This is a genomic window from Paracoccus aestuarii (assembly GCF_028553885.1).
Classification (GTDB): Bacteria; Pseudomonadota; Alphaproteobacteria; order Rhodobacterales; family Rhodobacteraceae; genus Paracoccus; species Paracoccus aestuarii.
Genome location: NZ_CP067169.1, coordinates 1292695 through 1308866, shown reverse-complemented (window position 1 = coordinate 1308866; position 16172 = coordinate 1292695). Strand labels below are relative to the sequence as shown.

At 66.2% G+C, this 16172-nt stretch carries 11 protein-coding genes, 1 tRNA gene and 2 pseudogenes; 7 read left to right on the top strand and 7 right to left on the bottom strand.

What is annotated here, in order from left to right; translation table 11 throughout:
• Positions 1 to 4: 4 nt before the first annotated feature.
• From JHW48_RS06720 to JHW48_RS06705, 4 genes are all read right to left on the bottom strand, one after another.
• Positions 5 to 430, bottom strand: coding sequence for a universal stress protein (locus tag JHW48_RS06720; protein ID WP_119886073.1), 426 nt, complete (start codon positions 428 to 430; stop codon positions 5 to 7).
• On the bottom strand, positions 423 to 3227 hold the full coding sequence (locus JHW48_RS06715) for a TRAP transporter permease (protein WP_240637821.1): 2805 nt from the start codon (positions 3225 to 3227) through the stop codon (positions 423 to 425). Before JHW48_RS06715 ends, JHW48_RS06720 begins: the two co-directional genes overlap by 8 nt.
• A gap of 84 nt (positions 3228 to 3311) precedes the next feature.
• Positions 3312 to 4277: a TAXI family TRAP transporter solute-binding subunit gene (locus JHW48_RS06710; protein WP_119886074.1), complete on the bottom strand. Its 966-nt coding sequence runs from the start codon at positions 4275 to 4277 to the stop codon at positions 3312 to 3314.
• A 157-nt stretch (positions 4278 to 4434) separates the two neighbouring features.
• Entirely contained in the window at positions 4435 to 5016 is a 582-nt protein-coding gene (locus tag JHW48_RS06705) for a uracil-DNA glycosylase family protein (RefSeq protein WP_119886080.1), read from the bottom strand.
• A gap of 172 nt (positions 5017 to 5188) precedes the next feature.
• Between JHW48_RS06705 and JHW48_RS06700 the strand changes: the two genes are divergently transcribed.
• The 4 genes from JHW48_RS06700 to JHW48_RS06685 are packed head-to-tail and all read left to right on the top strand — an operon-like array spanning position 5189 to position 9711.
• Positions 5189 to 5842 (top strand): ABC transporter ATP-binding protein, encoded by a 654-nt coding sequence (locus JHW48_RS06700; protein ID WP_119886075.1) that lies wholly within the window; start codon positions 5189 to 5191, stop codon positions 5840 to 5842.
• Complete coding sequence (locus JHW48_RS06695; RefSeq protein ID WP_272835823.1) at positions 5826 to 7583, top strand: capsule biosynthesis protein; 1758 nt, start codon at positions 5826 to 5828, stop codon at positions 7581 to 7583. Before JHW48_RS06700 ends, JHW48_RS06695 begins: the two co-directional genes overlap by 17 nt.
• Positions 7580 to 8422 (top strand): 3-deoxy-8-phosphooctulonate synthase, encoded by an 843-nt coding sequence (gene kdsA, locus JHW48_RS06690; protein ID WP_419182403.1) that lies wholly within the window; start codon positions 7580 to 7582, stop codon positions 8420 to 8422. The genes JHW48_RS06695 and kdsA overlap by 4 nt, the downstream gene beginning before the upstream one ends.
• The gene (locus JHW48_RS06685; RefSeq protein WP_119887829.1) at positions 8419 to 9711 is read left to right on the top strand and encodes a mechanosensitive ion channel domain-containing protein; all 1293 of its coding nucleotides are present in this window, start codon (positions 8419 to 8421) and stop codon (positions 9709 to 9711) included. The genes kdsA and JHW48_RS06685 overlap by 4 nt, the downstream gene beginning before the upstream one ends.
• On the opposite strand, the gene JHW48_RS06680 is transcribed toward JHW48_RS06685, so the two are convergent.
• Positions 9708 to 10883 (bottom strand): BaiN/RdsA family NAD(P)/FAD-dependent oxidoreductase, encoded by a 1176-nt coding sequence (locus JHW48_RS06680; RefSeq protein ID WP_119887828.1) that lies wholly within the window; start codon positions 10881 to 10883, stop codon positions 9708 to 9710. The two genes, JHW48_RS06685 and JHW48_RS06680, sit on opposite strands and share 4 nt — an antisense overlap.
• A 94-nt stretch (positions 10884 to 10977) precedes the next feature.
• Between JHW48_RS06680 and JHW48_RS06675 the strand changes: the two genes are divergently transcribed.
• The 3 genes and pseudogenes from JHW48_RS06675 to JHW48_RS06665 form a co-directional block, all read left to right on the top strand.
• A tRNA-Gln gene (locus JHW48_RS06675) sits at positions 10978 to 11052 on the top strand.
• A 187-nt stretch (positions 11053 to 11239) separates the two neighbouring features.
• A pseudogene (locus JHW48_RS06670) lies at positions 11240 to 11682 on the top strand (IS5 family transposase); the annotation flags it as partial.
• 64 nt (positions 11683 to 11746) lie between these two features.
• Positions 11747 to 12261 (top strand): annotated as a pseudogene (locus tag JHW48_RS06665) (IS5-like element ISPaes2 family transposase); the annotation flags it as partial.
• Between the two features lie 211 nt (positions 12262 to 12472).
• On the opposite strand, the gene JHW48_RS06660 reads toward JHW48_RS06665, so the two are convergent.
• Positions 12473 to 13432, bottom strand: a complete 960-nt coding sequence (locus JHW48_RS06660; protein ID WP_272835848.1) for an IS481 family transposase — start codon at positions 13430 to 13432, stop codon at positions 12473 to 12475.
• A gap of 414 nt (positions 13433 to 13846) precedes the next feature.
• Positions 13847 to 16111: an adenosylcobalamin-dependent ribonucleoside-diphosphate reductase gene (locus tag JHW48_RS06655; protein WP_119886630.1), complete on the bottom strand. Its 2265-nt coding sequence runs from the start codon at positions 16109 to 16111 to the stop codon at positions 13847 to 13849.
• Positions 16112 to 16172 lie beyond the last annotated feature (61 nt).

Sequence of the window (16172 nt, the reverse complement as noted above, 5' to 3'; positions counted from 1 at the left end):
GGGCTCAGCGCACCACCATGACCGAGACCGGCGAATGGCGCACCACCGCATTGGCGTCGCGGCTGACCAGGATGCTGCGCAGCTCGTCGGGCTTTTCGCTGGCCATGACGATCAGGTCGGCCCCGTATTTCGCGGCGGCCTTCAGGATCGTCTCGGCCACATGGCCGTGGCCCACATGGATGCGGACCCGCGATTCGTCGTCGAAATGATCGGCGGCGAAGCCGTCCAGCTCCTCCTTCATGCGCTGGAGGATCTTCTGTTCATAGCCCTTGGGCAGGAAGGTCGCCACCATCGAGCTGCCGAAGTCATGGACGATGCCCAGCAGATGGATGACGCCGCGGTCCCCCGCCAGCCGCTTGGCGGCCGGCAGGGCCTTGGCCCAGCTTTCGGGATGCTGCAGGTCGATGGGCAGCAGGACGATGTCATGCATGGCTGGGTCCTTTCACGGGCTCGGCCGCGGGCAGGCGGCGGCGCTGCAGCCAGACCACCGCCCCCAGCACCAGGAAGGCGGGGATATAGGCCAGATAGCGCGACGGCCGGTCATTGGGCGCGTCGACCGACAGCACGGTCTGGTCCCAATCCAGGCCTGCCGCCTGTCCGGGGCTGCCGAAGGCCACATTGTCGACCAGGGTGCGGTCGCCGTCCTGGACCAGCTCGATCCCGGCATTGGCCAGCCGCTCCGCGCCGCTGTCGCCCTGCGGCACCTCCAGCAGGGCGGTGAACTCGACCGGGTTGCCGATGTCGTTCAGCCCCGCGATCCGCAGGCGCAGCCCGTCGCCGGGCTGGCTGTCCTCCAGCGCCTGGACGATCTGGGATCCCGGGCGCTGTTCGAATTCGGGATAGAGATAGCCCCAGAAGAATCCCGGCCGGAAGATGGTGAAGGCGATCAGCAGCAGCAGCGCCGTCTCCCAGATGCGGTTGCGCACCAGGAACCAGCCCTGCGTCGCCGCGGCGAACAGCAGCATCGCGATGGTAGCGGTGATGAAGACGAATATCCCCATCGCCCATCCCACATCGATTAGCAGCAGGTCGGTGTTGAAGATGAACAGGAAGGGCAGCGCCGCCGTCCGCAGGCTGTAGAAGAACGCGACCACCCCCGTGCGGATCGGATCGCCCCCCGACACGGCCGCCGCCGCAAAGGAGGCCAGCCCCACCGGCGGCGTCACATCCGCCATGATCCCGAAATAGAAGACGAACAGATGCACCGCGATCAGCGGCACGATCAGCCCGTTCTGCTGGCCCAGGGTCACGATGACCGGCGCCAGCAGCGCCGAGACGACAATGTAGTTCGCCGTGGTCGGCAGGCCCATCCCCAAGATCAGCGACAGCACCGCCGTCAGCAGCAGGATGATCATCAGATTGCCGCCCGACAGCACCTCGACCACATCGGCCAAGGCGGATCCGACCCCGGTCTGGCTGACCGCGCCGACGATGATGCCCGCGGCCGCCGTGGCGATGCCGATGCCGATCATGTTGCGCGCGCCCGAGATCAGCCCGTCCACCAGGTCGTCGATCCCCGCCCGGACCGACCGCACCAGGCTGGTGATGCCCGTGCGGTCGGCACCGCGCAGCATCACCATCAGCGGGCGCTGCGTCAGCAGGATGAAGATCATGTAGGCCGTCGCCCAGAACGCCGACAGGCCCGGCGACAGCCGGTCCACCATCAGCGCCCAGACCAGCACCACCACCGGCAGGATGTAATGCAGGCCCGACCGCACCGTCGGCCCGGGCAGCGGCAGGGTCGTCACCGGGGCGTTGGGGTCGTCCATCTTCAGGGGCTCCTCGCGCGAGGCGACCCACATCAGCCCGACATAGGCCGCCGTCAGGATCCCGAAGACCACATAGGGCGCGGCGGATCCGAAGGCGGGCCGGATCCAGCCCATCAGGTAATAGACCGCCAGCGACAGCGCACAGATGGCCGCCACCATGAAGGCGATGAACATCAGCCGCCGCAGGATCGGCGGCGGCTCATAGGCGCGGGGCAGGCCCTTCATGCCGGCCTTCATCGCCTCCAGATGCACGATATAGACCAGCGCGATATAGCTGATCGTGGCGGGCAGGAAGGCGTGCTTGACCACGTCGAAATAGGGGATGCCCACATATTCGACCATCAGGAAGGCCGCGGCCCCCATGACGGGCGGCATGATCTGGCCGTTGACCGAGGATGCGACCTCGACCGCGCCGGCCTTTTCGGAATTGAAGCCCACCCGCTTCATCAGCGGGATGGTGAAGGTCCCCGTCGTCACCACATTGGCGATGGACGAGCCCGAGATCAGGCCCGTCATCGCGCTGGACACGACCGCGGCCTTGGCGGGCCCGCCGCGCAGGTGCCCCATCAGCGAGAACGCGACCTGGATGAAGTAATTCCCGGCCCCCGCCTTGTCCAACAGCGCGCCGAACAGCACGAAGAGGAAGACGAAGCTGGTCGAGACGCCCAGCGCGATGCCGAAGACGCCCTCGGTCGTGATCCATTGGTGGTTGGCGACCTCGGCCAGGGAATTGCCGCGATGCGCGATGATCGAGGGCATGTAGGGCCCCATCATCGTATAGATCAGGAACACCGTCGCCACGATCATCAGCGCCGGGCCCAAGCTGCGGCGCGTCGCCTCCAGCAGCAGCAGGATGCCGCCCACGGCCACGATCACATCCGTGGCGATCGGCGCGCCGACCCGGCGGCCCAGTACGTCGCTGTTGACGAAGACATACATGGTCACCACGACGCCCGCGATGGCCAGCGCCCATTCCCATGGCGGAACGCGGGATTTCGGGCTGCCCAGCAGGACGGCGGCGATGATCGCGCCGCCCGCCAAGGCCACCCACCAGACCGGCATGGATGCGGGCGCGCCATAGATGAACAGGCCCGACAGGACCAAAGGCACGGCGACCCCCAAGGCCAGCTGGAAGGCCGAGCGCTGCGCGGGATAGGCCATGAAGGCCAAAAACATCGCAAAGGCCAGATGCACCGCGCGGGCATCGGTGGCGCTGATGATGCCGAAATTCAGCATGAAGGGCAGCGGCGACGCGATCCACAGCTGGAACAGCGACCAGCACAGCGCCACCCCCAGGATCAGCCGCCCCACGATGCCGGGCGGCGTGCGCGCCCCGGTATCGGAGGATGCGACCAGCTCGTCGATCTCGTCCTGGGTCAGCGCCCCGCGTCCCGCGGCCTGCATCTCGACCGCACTGGCCTGTTGCTGGCGCTTTTGCGCCCTGTCCTCGTCCATCATCACGGCACCCCCTGCGATGCGTATTGTCGTTCTTGTCACATGATGAAAGGGCGGCCCCGAAGGACCGCCCCGATCAGGTCCGGCTTATTCCAGCCAGCCCTGCTCGCGGTAATACCGCTCGGCCCCGGGATGCAGGGGGGCGCTGTTGCCCTCGCCGATCATCTCCTCATGGGTCAGGTTGGCGAAGGCCGGGTGCAGGCCCTTGAAGCGGTCGAAATTGTCGAAGACCGCCTTGACGACCTGATAGACCGTCTCCTCGGGGACATCGGCCGAGGTCACGAAGGTCGCCTTGACGCCGAAGGTCTGCACGTCCTCGTCATTGCCCGCATACATGCCGCCGGGGATGGTCGCGGTGGCATAGAAGGGGTTGGCCTCGACCAGCGCGTCGATCTCGGGGCCGGCGACCTCGACCAGGCGGGCGTCGACCGTCGAGGTCGCCTCCTGGATCGAGCCGTTGGGATGGCCCACGGTATAGCTGATCGCGTCGACCTGGTTGTCGCCCAGGGCGGCGGACTGTTCGGCCGGGCGCAGCTCGGATGCCAGGGCGAAATCGCCCATGGACATGCCCATCGCGTCCAGCACCACCTCGAACGTCCCGCGCGATCCGGAACCCGGGTTGCCCACGTTCACGCGCTTGCCGGCCAGATCGGCGAAGGTCTCGACGCCGCTATCGGCGCGGGCCACGACGGTGAAGGGCTCGGGGTGGACGGCGAAGACGGCGCGCAGGTTCTCGAAGGCGTCGCCCTCGTAATCCGAGGTGCCGTTATAGGCGTGGTGCTGCCAGTCGGACTGGGCCACGCCCATGGTCATGCCGCCGGCCTTGATCTGGTTGATGTTGTCGATCGACCCGCCGGTGGCGGGCGCGGTGCAGCGCAAGCCGGTCTCCGCGGTGTCGCGGTTGACCAGGCGGCAGACCGACTGGCCCACGACGTAATAGACGCCGGTCTGGCCGCCGGTGCCGATGGTGATGAACTGTTCCTGCTGGGCCATCAGCGGCGTCGCGGCCAGCGCGAAGGCGGTGGACAGCAGGACGGGCTTCAGTTTGCGCATGCGGATTCTCCCCTATGGATCTTGTGGAGGGCGGCGCGCGCCCCCGCTTGTCGGGTCAAGGTTAAAGATGTCGGTCCGAAAGACAACCCCGACGCTGAACCGCCGGGATTTAGCCGCGGTTCCGCCAAGCGTCCAGCCTTGCGCGGTTTTTTCGCTTTCAGCCGTCCAGTTCCGCGGCCACGCGGGCGCGCAGCACCGGCAGCAGGTCCTCGGCGAACCAGGGATTGGCCCGCAGCCAGCCGGTGTTGCGCCAGCTGGGATGGGGCAGCGGAATGACCCCCGGCCCGTGATCGCGCCAGCCGCGCACGGCCTGGGTGACGTTTCGCGCCCCCAGATGCCAGCGCATCGCATGCCCGCCCACCAGCAGGGTCAGCCGCGGCCGCAACAGCGCCATGACCCGGTCGCGCCAGGTCTGCGCGCAGATCGGCGGGGGCGGCAGGTCCGACCCCTTGGCGTCATAGCCCGGAAAGCAGAAGGCCATGGGCACGATGGCGATGCGGTCGCGGTCATAGAAGGTGGCCTGATCCACCCCCATCCAGTCGCGCAGCCGGTCGCCCGATCGGTCGGTGAAGGGGCGCCCGCTGTCATGGACCCGCGCGCCCGGCGCCTGCCCCACGATCAGGATGCGCGCACCGGGCCGGAACCAGACCACGGGCCGCGGCGCATGGCGCGTGGCGGTCGCCGCAAAGCGCGTCGCGCAGAGGCGGCAGGCGGCGATTTCGGCGGGCAGATCGGGCATCATCCGCATTTAGCGCGAATTGGGCGGGTTTTCAGGCTGGTCAGATCACTTTTTCTGGTGCCCCATGGCAAGACTGGACAGGAAAGGCCCCCGGCCCTAAGGTCCGCGCATGAACGCCGAAGGCATCCGGCATGACCCGCCTCGTGCCGATTTTAGATGGTAAATCAACGCCGTGCTTGAGTTCGACACTGTGTCCAAGTCCTTCTGGACCGGCAAGCAGCACAAGATCATCCTGGACCAGGCCTCGTTCCGCGTCGAACTGGGCCAGTCCCTGGGCATCCTGGCGCCGAACGGCACGGGCAAGACGACGCTGGTCAACATGATGTGCGGGCTGGAAAAGGCGGATGAGGGGCGGATCCGCCGCGACTGCCGGATCTCGTTTCCCCTGGGCTTCATGGGCGGGCTGATCACGCGGCATACGGGCAACGAGAACGCGCGCTACATCGCGCGGATCTACGGGCTGGACCCCGATTACGTGTCGGCCTTCACCCGCTGGCTGTGCGACATCGCGGAATATTTCGACATGCCGGTAGGCACCTATTCCAGCGGCATGCGCCAGCGGTTCAACTTCTCGCTGCTGCTGGCGCTGGATTTCGACATCTATCTGATCGACGAGGGCATGCCGCAGACGACAGACGTGGAATTCAACCGCAAGGCGGGGCGGGTCCTCTTCGACCGGCTCAAGGACGCCACCACGGTGATCGTGTCGCACCAGCCCTCCACGATCGAGAAATTCTGCAACCGCGCCGCGATCCTGCGTGACGGCAGGCTCTATCTGTTCGAGACCCTGGACGAGGCAAAGCAATATTATGACTACACCGCCTAAGGCCCGCCGCTATCACGTCTCGGTCTCGGAATCGGTGCAGCCGGTCACGCTGCGCCACGGCCCCCGCACCGAACCGCCCAAGGCCCCGACCGAGGGCAAGGACGCGCGGCTGGCCAAGTTCCTGGCCACGGGCCCGGTGGATGACGGGTTCGGCGACCTGAACCTGAACCGCCCGGCCAATGCCGGTCCCGCCGAACCGGATGCGGCCCCGTCCGATGCGGCCCCGCCCGATGCGGCCCCGTCCGATGCTGCCCCGCCCATGGATGCCAAGATGCAGGAGAAGCTGGCCGCGATCCATGCCGAAAAGCTGACCGACCGCCAGCTGCGCATCGCCCGCCGCATCGCCACGCTGCACAAGATCGACGCCGCCTCGGGCGAGGAGGCCGTTCTGCGCCTGCGCGAGAAGGGCATCGACCCCGCCCATCGCAACGCCGTGGGCAGCATCCTGTCCAGCGAAGGCAGCAGCGCGCAGGCCGCCCCCAGCCCGGACGCGCCCGCGCTGCGCCCGCCCCCGGTGCCCTCGATCGTGCCGGAACGCGCGCCGGGGCCGCGCCCCGCCCTGCCCTCGCGCGAGGATCTGACCGAGGAGAAGCGCGCCGCCGAAATCTATCGCATCCAGCGCGACCTGGCCCGGCGCCGGCGCCGGCGCCTGGCGATGCTGTCGCTGCGGCTGCTGGCCTTCGTGCTGATCCCGACCATGCTGGTCGGCTGGTATTACTTCCGCATCGCGACGCCGCTTTATGCCACGGAATCCCAGTTCCAGATCCAGTCCGCCGACAGCGGCGGGGGCGGCGGCGGTCTGGGCGCGGTGCTGGGCGGGGCGGGCATGGCCACCAACCAGGACGCCGTCGCGGTCCAGAGCTATCTGACATCGCGCGACGCGATGCTGCGGCTGGATGCCGAACACGGGTTCCGCCGCGCCTTCCAGGACCCGGCCGCGGACGTGATCAAGCGCCTGCCTGCGGATGCCACGAACGAGGCGACCTTCAGCCTCTACCGCAATTCGGTCAAGATCGGCTATGACCCGACCGAGGGCGTGCTGAACATGGAGGTGATCGCCCCCGACCCACGGCTGAGCGAACAGTTCTCGCGCGCGCTGATCTCCTATGCCGAGGATCTGGTGGATGCGCTGACCGCGCGGATGCGATCCGACCAGATGGACGGCGCCCGCGAGACCTACGAGGATGCCGAGGCCAAGATGCTGGCCGCCCAGATCCGCGTCCAGGAATTGCAGGAAAGGCTGGGCGTGCTGGACCCCGTGGCCGAAAGCAGCGTGGTCATGGGCCAGGTCTCGGCGCTGGAGGGGCAGCTGACCGAAAAGCAGCTGGAACTGGGCCAGCTGCTGGCCAATCCCCGCCCCGTCCAGAGCCGCGTGGACGCGGTGCGCGGCGACATCACCCGGCTGCGCGAATTGATCGCCGAGACCCGCCTGCAGCTGACCCAAGGCAGCGACACCCGCAGCTCGCTGGCCGCCATCGGGGGCGAATTGCGCGTGGCCGAGGCCGAGCTGGCCACCCGCCAGGAGATGCTGGCCGCCGCCGCCGCCCAGATGGAGGCCGCGCGGATCGAGGCGAACAAGCAGGTCCGCTATCTGTCGCTCTCCATCGCGCCGATTCCGCCGGACGAGGCGACCTATCCCAAGGCTTTCCAGAATACACTGGTGGCTTTCCTGCTGTTCGGGGGCATCTATCTGATGCTGTCCCTGACGGCATCCATCCTGCGTGAACAGGTATCGACATGACCCACATCCGCCATGTGCCCATCGGCCCCCTGACCTGCGGCAACGACCTGCCCCTGACCGTGATCGCCGGCCCCTGCCAGCTGGAGGGGCTGGACCACGCCCTGTCCATCGCCGAGGCGATGGCCCGGGCCTGCGCCGATGCGGGCGCGTCCTTCGTCTTCAAGGCCAGCTATGACAAGGCCAACCGCACCTCGCTGTCCGGGCGCCGCGGCTTGGGGCTAGATGAGGGGCTGGAGATCCTGGCCGCGGTGCGCGACCGGATCGGCTGTCCGGTGCTGACCGACGTGCATGACGCCCAGCAGGCCATCCGCGCGGCCGAGGTGGTGGACGTGATCCAGATCCCCGCCTTCCTCTGCCGCCAGACCGACCTGCTGCTGGCGGCGGGGCGCACGGGCGCGGTGGTCAATGTCAAGAAGGGCCAGTTCCTGGCGCCTTGGGACATGCCCAATGTGGCCGACAAGGTCGCCTCGACCGGCAATGACAAGATCCTGCTGACCGAACGCGGGGCGAGCTTCGGCTATAACACGCTGGTGGCCGACATGCGCTCGCTGCCGATCATGGCGCGGACCGGCTATCCGGTCATCATGGACGCCACCCATTCCGTCCAGCAGCCCGGCGGCCAGGGCGGCAGCTCGGGCGGGCAGCGCGAATTCGCCCCGGTCATGGCGCGGGCGGCGGTGGCGCTCGGCGTGGCGGGCGTCTTCATCGAAACGCATGAGGATCCCGACCGCGCGCCCTCGGACGGGCCGAACATGATCCCGCTGGACCGGATGCCCGCGCTGATCGCCTCGCTGATGGGCTTCGACCGCCTGGCAAAGGCCGACCCGCTGCCGGCATGATCCGCGCGCTGATCCTGCTGCTGGCACTGTGGGCCGCGCCCATGGCGCTGGCCCAGACCGCGGCCGAGGCGCCGTCGGGCGCGATATCGACCCGCGACGACGCAGCGACCGACCTGGCCATCCTGAACCGCATCGGCACGATCCTGGCCCAGGTGCCCGAATTCGACGGCATCCGCGCCCAGGTCGATGCGGGCATCGTCACCCTGTCGGGCGAGGTCGCCGAACAGCCCACCCTGCAGCGCCTGCAGGGCATGGTCGGCCGGATCGAGGGCGTGGTCGCCATCGAGGACCGCGTCACCCTGTCCACGGATCTGGGAACGCGGCTCGGATCGGTCCGCGACCGGTTCAGCACGCGGCTGACGGCGGTGATCGCGGGGCTGCCCTTCGTGATGCTTGGCCTGGCGGTGGGGGCGGTGATCGTCCTGGCGGGGGGCTGGGTCTCTCGGCGCGAAAGGCTGCTGGCGGGGCTGGCGCCCAATCCCTTCATCGCGGGCTTTCTGGCCCAGGCCATCCGCCTGACGGCATGGATCGTGGCCTTGGTCGTCGCGCTGGACCTGATGGGCGCGCGGGCGCTGCTGGGCACGCTGCTGGGGGCGGCGGGCATCTTCGGCCTGTCGCTGTCCTTCGCGGCGCGCGACACGATCGAGGGCTTCGTCGCGACCATGCTGCTGTCGCTGCGCCAGCCCTTCAACCCCGATGACCTGATCGAGGTGAACGGCCTGCGCGGCCGGGTGATCCGCCTGACCAGCCGGGGCACCACGCTGCTGACGCTGGACGGCAACCATATCCGCATCCCGAACCAGATCATCTACAAGGCGGTGCTGACGAACTTTACCCGCAACCCAGAACGGCGCTTCATAGTGGAGCTGACGATCGACCCCGCCGCCGATCTGGGCCGGGCGCGCGATCTGGTCCTGAAGGCGCTGGCCGGGATGGAATTCGTGCTGAAGCGCCCCGAGCCCGTCGCCTGGCTGGACGCGCAGGGCCCCGACCATGTCGTCATCCGCGCCGGGGGCTGGGTGTCCCAGGACGGCACCGATTTCGACCTGGCGCGGGGCGAGGCCTTCCGCCTGCTGCATCACGCGCTGGACGCCAAGGGCTTCCTGCCGCCCGAACCGATCCACCGCCTGCGCCTGGAACAGCCCGAGGACAGCCCCGAGCGGCCCTCGCGCCCCTCGCGCCCCGCCGACCGGCGCCTGTCCGATCTGGGCCCCGACGCCGCCTTCGAGGAGATGGTCGAACGCGAGCGCGTGGATGACGGGCGCGACCTGCTGACCCCGCGCGGCTAGGCCGCCCGGCCCGCCGCATCGGCCGATGCCCAGGCCCATTGGAAATTGTATCCGCCCAGCCAGCCGGTCACGTCGACGCATTCGCCGATGAAGGACAGGCCGGGCACCTTGCGCGCCTGCATCGTGCGCGCATCCAGGTCGCGCGTGTCGACGCCGCCCAAGGTCACCTCGGCCGTGCGATAGCCCTCGGTGCCCACGGGGCGCAGCTGCCAGCGGTTGATCCGGGCGCCCAAGGCCTCCAGCCGGGCATTGGGCTGATCGGCCAGCCGCGCCTGGCCCAGCCCCGCCTCGGCCGCGATGGCCTGCGCCAGGCGTTCGGGCAGCATCTGCGCCAGCACCGTCGCCACCTGCGCCCGGCCGCTGCGCGCGCGCTGGTCCTTCAGCCGCGCGGCGATGTCCAGGTCCGGGGCCAGGTCGATGGTCAGCACCTCGCCCGGCTGCCAGAAGCTGGAGATCTGCAGGATCACCGGCCCGCTGAGCCCCCGATGCGTGAACAGCAGCGCATCCCGGAACAGCCCGCCGCGATGACCGATCCGCGCATCGACCGCCACCCCCGACAGCGGCCGGCAGAGCGCCAGGTCCTGTTCAGCAAAGGTCAGCGGCACCAGCGCCGGGCGCGGCTCGACCAAGCGCAGCCCGAACTGGCGCGCCAGGTCATAGGCCAGCCCCGTCGCCCCGATCTTGGGGATCGACTTGCCGCCCGTGGCCACGACCAGCCGGGGCGTGCGGATCGCCCCCTGCCCCGTGCGGATGTGAAACCCGTCCGCCGTCCGCTCGACCGAGGCGATGGCGGTCTCCAGCCGCAGCTCGGCCCCGCGCATCCGCCCCAGCAGCAGGTCGGTGATCTGGGTGGCCTTCCCGTCGCAGAACAGCTGGCCTTGGGTCTTTTCATGCCAGGCGATGCCTGCCCGGTCGACTAGGTCCACAAAATCCTGCGGCGCATAGCGCGACAGCGCGCTGGCCGCGAATCGCGGATTGCCCGACAGGAAGCGGTCAGGCCCCGTCGCCATATTGGTGAAGTTGCACCGCCCCCCGCCCGAGATGCGGATCTTCTCCGCCGGTTTGGGGGCGTGATCCAGCACCACGACCCGCCGCCCCGCCGCCAGCGCCGATCCCGCGCAGAACAACCCGGCCGCACCGGCCCCCAGAATGACAAGATCTGCCTGTTCCATGCCCCCCGATACCCGGCGATGCGCCAAGGGGCAAGATTTCTGCATTTTCCGTCTTGCACCCGCCAGCGGGCTTGGGTAATCACCCTCCCACAGTTGGGGCGTGGCCAAGTGGTAAGGCATCGGTTTTTGGTACCGTGTACCGTAGGTTCGAATCCTACCGCCCCAGCCAATAATTTTCCGAGTTAGACCAAGTGCTTGGATTGAACTTGTCGCTTGCAACCGGAACAGTCGAGCGGGTTATGAAACCTGCTCATCTTTAGCGACTCGTTAGACGAAGAAAGCGGCCTTATGTAGGCTCCAGACCCATTGATCTTACGGTCTTTGCATGATTCAGGCTCCTCAAGGAGACCTGATCGATGAGTAATCTTTACTGGCTGAGCGACGCCCAAATGGAGCGTCTGAAACCGTTCTTTCCCAAGTGCCATGGCAAGCCCCGGGTCGATGATCGTCGCGTCCTCAGCGGCATAATTTTCATCAATCGTAATGGGTTGCGGTGGTGTGACGCGCCGAAGGAATACGGCCCGGCCAAAACCCTCTACAACCGCTGGAAGCGCTGGAGCGATAGCGGGGTTTTTGCCCGGATCATGGTCGGCCTTGCCGCCGAGAGCGCCGAGCACAAGACGATCATGAATGACGCGACCTATCTCACGGCACACCGCACGGCCTCGAGCCTTGGGGTGAAAAAGGGGGGCGCGGGCGCCAGATCGGGCGCACCAAAGGCGGTATGAACACCAAGTTGCACGCTGTCGCCGATGCGAAGGGGCGGCCGATCGGGTTCTTCATGTCGGCCGGCCAGGTTAGGCTCCAGACCCATTGATCTTACGGTCTTTGCATGATTCAGGCTCCTCAAGGAGACCTGATCGATGAGTAATCTTTACTGGCTGAGCGACGCCCAAATGGAGCGTCTGAAACCGTTCTTTCCCAAGAGCCATGGCAAGCCCCGGGTCGATGATCGTCGCGTCCTCAGCGGCATAATTTTCATCAATCGTAATGGGTTGCGGTGGTGTGACGCGCCGAAGGAATACGGCCCGGCCAAAACCCTCTACAACCGCTGGAAGCGCTGGAGCGATAACGGGGTTTTTGCCCGGATCATGGTCGGCCTTGCCGCCGAGAGCGCCGAGCACAAGACGATCATGATTGACGCGACCTATCTCACGGCACACCGCACGGCCTCGAGCCTTGGGGTGAAAAAGGGGGGCGCGGGCGCCAGATCGGGCGCACCAAAGGCGGTATGAACACCAAGTTGCACGCTGTCGCCGATGCGAAGGGGCGGCCGATCGGGTTCTTCATGTCGGCCGGCCAGGTTAGCGATTACACCGGCGCGGCGGCGCTGCTGGGCAGCCTGCCGAAGGCTGAGTGGCTTCTGGCCGACAGGGGCTTGGCACAAGGGCCCCGATCCTGATCGAGGCACGGGCCAATGAACGCCTTCTGCGCTTCCGTAAACTTCGATGCCTTCATCGTTCTCCGCTCCTCTCCCAGCCAGGGAAGGTGAGCCGAAAACTCCAGATTCAAACGGTCCAGTTCTCAGGCGGCAGAGCACTCTAAAAAGACCGGAACGAAACCGATGCAGGTCCACTTTGATGTGCCGCCTAGGTGTTCAGTCCCGGCATCTGGTGGATCGGATTGACGATGAATCTGTCTGGCTCTGAAGTCCAGACCTTGCAGATGTATTCGTAGGGTGTGACACCGCTCAGCGTCTTGAGCCTGCGTGCGAAATTGTAGGCGGCGATGAAATCGGCGAGGTGCGTGCGCAGCTGGCTGTGGCTGTCGTAGTGGTAGCGCTTGACGGTCGCGTCCTTGATCGTCCTGTTCATCCGCTCGACTTGGCCATTCGTCCACGGGTGGTTGGGCTTGGTCAGCCGATGCTCGATCCCGTTTGCCTCGCAAATCATGTCGAACCGCATTTGCCGAGAGTAAGGAGTGTTACGGTTTCGAGGCTGCTCTGCGAACTGGATGCCATTATCGGTCAGGATCGTGTGGATGCGGTAGGGCACGACGTCCAGAAGGTGCTCCAGGAACTCCCAAGCGGTTTTCCTGTTGGCCTTTTCCGCCAATTGAACGACAGCAAATTTGCTGGTGCGATCAATGGCTACGAAGAGGAAGAGCTTGCCTTCGGCCGTCTGCACCTCGGCGATGTCGATATGGAAGAAACCTATCGGGTAGCGCTTGAACTTCGCACGCTTGGGCTTGTCCCCGCCCACGTCCGGCAGTCGCGAAATGCCATTCCGCTGCAGGCATCGGTGCAGCGCCGAGCGCGTCAGATGTGGGATAGAGGGCTGAAGAGCGTAGAGGCAGTCGTCCAACGGCAGCAGCGTATGGCGCCGAAACGCGACGATTGTTGCTTCCTCGGCCTCACTCAAGACCGTGGAGCGTGGCTCCTTCGGCCCAGTCTTACGGTCCTCAACTGTCTCGCGCTTGCGCCACTTCGCGACAGTCTTTGGGTTGATGCCGAGCTCCCGGCTCAGCTGCGCGAGCGAAGCTTGCGATCGCTGTATTGCAGCTCTGACAGCGTGCGTGGTCGTGGCGCTCCCGTGACGAACTTGTCCCATAATGCTTCCTTCCATTCCTGCGAAAGGATTGCACCATCAAACCATGGGATCAAACACCTAGGGTCAAATCTTCCTGTAGCTCAGTTAAAAACGCGAAAAAGGCGGCCCGCAGGACCGCCTCTCGTGAGATTTCCAATTCTCCGCACGGTGGAAAACTTATGCCTTGCGGAAGGAAAAACTATGGGCGGCAAAAGGACAACTTTTGGCTGTCAGCACAAGTAAGCTTATCGTCAAGCACGCTCTTTCTCTCCGGTAGAAGACGGTAGGAACGACATGAGGCGGCCCGAAGAACCGCCTCCCTTCGTCTCTGCACAGTTTTCGCTTGGTGGAAAAGTTATGCCTTGCAGAAGGAAACACTATGGGCGGCAAAAGGACAACCTTTGGCTGTCAGCACAAACAGACGCCCGCAGCCCCTCAGCCGCATTTCGAGTGACCGCAGCTGGGGCAGGTCATGCAGCCCTCGATCATGCGCATGCCGTACTGGCCGCAGCTGGAGCAGGCGGGGCCGCGCGGGGCCTCGCCCACGGCCATGACCTCGGCTTTGGGGTCAGTCTTCAGGCCCAGGCCCTCGCCGGCGAGGAAGCCCGTCTCGATCAGGTGACGCTCGATCACGCCGCCGATGGCCGCCAGGATCGAGGGGACATAGCGGCCCTGCATCCAGGCCCCGCCGCGCGGATCGAAGACCGCCTTCAGCTCCTCAACCACGAAGGACACGTCGCCCCCGCGGCGGAACACGGCCGAGACCATGCGCGTCAGCGCGACCGTCCAGGCGTAATGCTCCATATTCTTGGAGTTGATAAAGATCTCGAACGGGCGGCGGTGGTTGCCATGGATGATGTCGTTGATCGTGATGTAGATCGCGTGCTCGGAGCCCGGCCATTTCAGCTTGTAGGTGGCGCCCTCCAAGGCCGCGGGGCGGTCCAGCGGCTCGGTCAGATAGACGACGTCGGCGCCCTTGTCGGCCTCCGGCGCCTTCTCGGTCTTTTCGCTGACCGACAGGACCGATCCGGTCACGTCATTAGGGCGATAGGTCGTGCAGCCCTTGCAGCCCAGATCCCAGGCCGCCAGATAGACGTCCTTGAATTCCTCGAAGCTGATATCCTCGGGGCAGTTGATCGTCTTGGAGATCGAGCTGTCGACCCATTCCTGCGCCGCCGCCTGCATGGCCACGTGATCCTTGGGCGCCAAAGTCTGGGCGTTCACGAAATAATCGGGCAGCTCGGCGTCACCCTTGAGGTCGCGCCACATCTGCACGGCGTAATCGACGACCTCCTCCTCGGTCCGCGAGCCGTCCTTCTGCAGGACCTTGCGGGTATAGGCATAGGCGAAGACCGGCTCGATCCCCGAGGACACGTTGCCCGCATAGAGGCTGATCGTGCCGGTGGGCGCGATCGAGGTCAGCAGCGCGTTGCGGATGCCGTGCTTGGCGATGGCGTCGCGGACATCCTTGTCCATCTTGGACATGAAGCCCGAGGCCAGGTATTTCTCGGCGTCGAACAGCGGGAAGGCGCCCTTCTCGCGGGCCAGATCGACCGAGGCCAGATAGGCCGACCGCGCGATGGCCTTCATCCAGACGCGGGTCTGGGCGACTGCATCATCGGCGCCGTAACGCAGGCCCAGCATCAGAAGCGCGTCGGCAAGGCCGGTCACCCCCAGGCCGATGCGGCGCTTGTTGCGGGCCTCCTCGGCCTGCGCGTCCAGCGGGAATTTCGACGCGTCGACCACGTTGTCCATCATGCGCACGGCGGTGCGGACCAGATCGTCCAGCGCCTCCGGGTCCAGCTGGGCCGCGTCGGTGAAGGGGTCCCGGACCAGCCGCGCCAGGTTGATCGAACCCAGCAGGCAGGCGCCATAGGGCGGCAAAGGCTGCTCGCCGCAGGGGTTGGTGGCGGCGATCGTCTCGACATAGTTCAGGTTGTTGGCCTTGTTGATCCGGTCGATGAAGATCACGCCCGGCTCGGCAAAATCATAGGTCGCCTTCATGATCCGGTTCCACAGGTCCAGCGCCTGCACGGTGCGATAGACGCGGCCGTCGAATTTCAGCTCCCACGGGCCGTCGGCCTTGACGGCCTCCATGAAATCGTCGGTGACCAGCACGGACAGGTTGAACATGCGCAGCCGGGCGCTGTCCTGCTTGGCCTCAATGAACTGTTCCACATCGGGATGGTCGCAGCGCATGGTGGCCATCATCGCGCCCCGACGCGAACCGGCCGACATGATCGTGCGGCACATCGCGTCCCAGACATCCATGAAGCTGAGCGGGCCCGACGCATCCGCCGCCACACCCTTCACCACCGCCCCGCGCGGACGGATCGTGCTGAAGTCATAGCCGATGCCGCCGCCCTGCTGCATGGTCAGCGCGGCCTCCTTCAGCATGTCGAAGATGCCGGCCATGCTGTCGGGAATCGTTCCCATCACGAAGCAGTTGAACAGCGTCACCGAACGGCCCGTCCCGGCCCCGGCCAGGATGCGGCCGGCGGGCAGATACTTGAAATCCTCCAGCGCGGAATAGAATTTATCCTCCCATTCCGCGGGGTTCTGTTCGACGCGTGCCAGATCGCGGGCGACGCGGCGCCAGCTGTCCTCGACCGAGGCATCGACGGCTTGGCCCTCTTCGTCCTTCATCCGGTATTTCATATCCCAGATCTGTTCGGCGATAGGGGCAGCAAAGCGGGTCATGCGCTCAATCCTTGGTGGGGCGTTTCGGGTTGGACACCAGATATAGCGGGCAGCCGCCTCT